The following is a 2,465-nucleotide window of genomic DNA, read 5'->3' on the forward strand; positions in this document are numbered from 1 at the left end:
TGCGTAGGGTGCGTTAGGGGCGGACTTGCCCTTATTTTTACGGTAGCCAGGGTTGAGATAGTCCGCCCCGTAACGCACCACCCTGAGCACAAGCAACACTCTGAGCAGACAGCTTGGGATTGGTGATCAGACCAACCGGTCCTGCATCCAACACTATCACTCCCCTCACCAAGTTACACCCTTCATCTCAATTGGGAATAACTGACGCTCAGAAAGTCGATCCTGATCCAATGCATCGATCAAGTACTGACCTGTTTCTTGCTGTTCGTCAATATCCTGATCATCAATCCAGGACTGAAGCAGATTAACCGCTTCAGCTTGCTTTTGTCTTACCAGAATAGAGTTTGCCAAAAGTTGTAATGTTATAGCTTCGAGGGATATCCCTTGCTGCTTGGCTTCCTGCAAGAGATATTGCTCCAATTCTGGTGGCAGGTTAAGGATTAACGTCATCAGTCAAACAATGAATGATAAGATTTAATTTGTTAAGTAATTGGGCTTGATAACAAGAAGATGTTTTGTGATTAAACAATTGATCTTCTTGTTAGAGGATATCTGAAAAGTTTTTTGATACTGAATTTTGCCCCCCTAGCCCCCCAATTCTGGGGGGAACAAGAATCAATTTGCTGGTAGAAGTCCCCCAAAATTGGGGGATTTAGGGGGCTTGGATGTAGCAAATGAGACTTCTCAGACAACCTCTTATCAGTCTTGAATAACGAATCGCACTGGTTGTTATCTCAGTTCAATCCCTACGAAAAATCCGATAAGCTAATCACATCAGCATAAGCAACACCCAAAGCATGCATAAATGCCCCATGTACGTCTTGAGCGATAATAGTCTCATTGCCAAAAACCAGATCTCTAGTAGCACAGGCATCATGAACTACCTTACACTTAAAACCCAAATCAGCAGCAGCGCGAGTGGTAGCATCAATACACATGTGACTCATGGCACCGCAAATAACTAACTGTTCAATCTCAGCTTCTTTGAGTTGATCCAGCAAAGTAGTTTCCCGAAAGCTATTAGGATAATTTTTCGGGATTACAGTTTCACCAGGAAGGGGTTTAACAATCTCATGGATTTCAACTCCTTCAGTACCTCGGATAAAGAAGGGTTCATTAGAATCAGCTTCAAAAAAGTGCTGTATATGAAAAGTTGGCAACTTGTTTGACCGAAAATGATCTAGTAAATGTTGAGAATTTTGACTAGCTAAATTCATCCCCACTAGTTCCATAGAACCACCAGGAAAGTAGTCATTCTGAATATCTACTAGTATCAGTGCTGTCTTCATTGCTATTCTCCGCCCCTATTTTTACTCAACCCCTTTACATTATAACCCACATTCCGCCGGTAGTATCATAGGACGAAGTACTACAACCCTAGAACATAATTTATAAGTTATTTTTGGTCTGGAAATTTGCATCGTCTTGTCTGATTGGCTAAACCCTTAATTTTTCGTTTCATTGGAATTACCTGCACCCTGTATTCAATAGCTGACAATTTGGGAACTCTACGGTTAGAACTGTATAAAGCACTATAGCAGTTCTCAATTAGGTGAAGTACTTTCGTCTTGGGTTTTAGGCAGCTTGGGAGCAGGGAGTAAGGAAACAGAGGGAAGTGTGGTAGGTATGGGAGGTGTGGGGAGATGGTAACGCGCTATAGCAATACAGATTTAATCTACCGTTTACCATACTTATGAGGTACACAGGATTTTCTCCCGATTCCCGATTCCCGATTCCCGATTCCCGTTCCCCTCCTGGGAGGGGTTAGGGCGTGTCTTCAAACTCCGAGATCCCCCTAAATCCCCCTTAAAAAAGGGGGACTTTGAGTATGGCTCCCCCCTTAATAAGGGGGGCTGGGGGGGATCTAATATCTTGCGGAAAACTTTGAAAACACACCCTAGGGGTGGGTTCCGATTCCCGATTCCCGATTCCCTGTTCCCTATTCCCTAAAATTGTGTACTTCACCTTAAAACCGATGTAAACATTACTAAAGGAAATTAGCCCAAATGTCGGTTATCGATACAGATCAGGGTCGCAAATTTATTACCACTGAACCGATCACAGAAAGTGAAGAAACAGGAAAACAAAGAGTGTGGGATGCCACTCGCAGTGCATTTTCCGAACGCAATTGTATTGGCTACTGGCGCTATCCTATTTTTTCTAAAGTAGGAGAAATCTCTAAGGAGCCTGATATTTTAATTACTGATCAAGACCTTGGTCTAGTAGTAATTGAAATCCAATCTGTCACTATTGATGAAATTATTACTATTGATAGTGATCAGTGGCAACTCCAAAACCCTTACAGCGCTGACCCAAATCCCTACCAACAAGCAGAACATCAGTTAAAAGCAATACTGGCTTCTTGCGATCGCGAACCAGCCCTTTGGCGCAAAGTTACCGGTAGGGCGATGATTGCTCTTCCTTTAATTACTCAAGAACAATGGCAACACCACGGTTTTGACCAA

The 2,465-nt window shown here is 42.9% G+C and carries 4 protein-coding genes; 1 reads left to right on the forward strand and 3 read right to left on the reverse strand.

The features are described 5' to 3' along the window. Positions 1-37: 37 nt before the first annotated feature. From F6K37_RS38095 to F6K37_RS38105, 3 genes are all read right to left on the reverse strand, one after another. Positions 38-169, reverse strand: coding sequence for a hypothetical protein (locus tag F6K37_RS38095; RefSeq protein ID WP_008188091.1), 132 nt, complete (start codon positions 167-169; stop codon positions 38-40). Continuing rightward, positions 166-450, reverse strand: a complete 285-nt coding sequence (locus tag F6K37_RS38100; protein ID WP_008188090.1) for a hypothetical protein — start codon at positions 448-450, stop codon at positions 166-168. The genes F6K37_RS38095 and F6K37_RS38100 overlap by 4 nt, the downstream gene beginning before the upstream one ends. Positions 451-746: 296 nt before the next feature. Next, a complete protein-coding gene (locus tag F6K37_RS38105) occupies positions 747-1,289 on the reverse strand; it encodes a cysteine hydrolase family protein (RefSeq protein ID WP_287256267.1) in 543 nt (180 codons plus the stop codon). A 717-nt stretch (positions 1,290-2,006) separates the two neighbouring features. Between F6K37_RS38105 and F6K37_RS38110 the strand changes: the two genes are divergently transcribed. Further along, the coding region (locus tag F6K37_RS38110) for an NERD domain-containing protein (RefSeq protein ID WP_287256270.1) at positions 2,007-2,465 on the forward strand (459 nt) is incomplete at its 3' end.

Origin of the sequence: Moorena sp. SIO4E2, assembly GCF_010671945.1 — a bacterium.
In the GTDB taxonomy this organism is placed as follows: Bacteria; Cyanobacteriota; Cyanobacteriia; order Cyanobacteriales; family Coleofasciculaceae; genus Moorena; species Moorena producens.

Bases quoted from the DNA above. Each gene is read 5' to 3' on its own strand.
- F6K37_RS38100 (WP_008188090.1), bottom strand. From the start codon at position 450: ATGACGTTAATCCTTAACCTGCCACCAGAATTGGAGCAATATCTCTTG.
- F6K37_RS38105 (WP_287256267.1), bottom strand. From the start codon at position 1,289: ATGAAGACAGCACTGATACTAGTAGATATTCAGAATGACTACTTTCCT.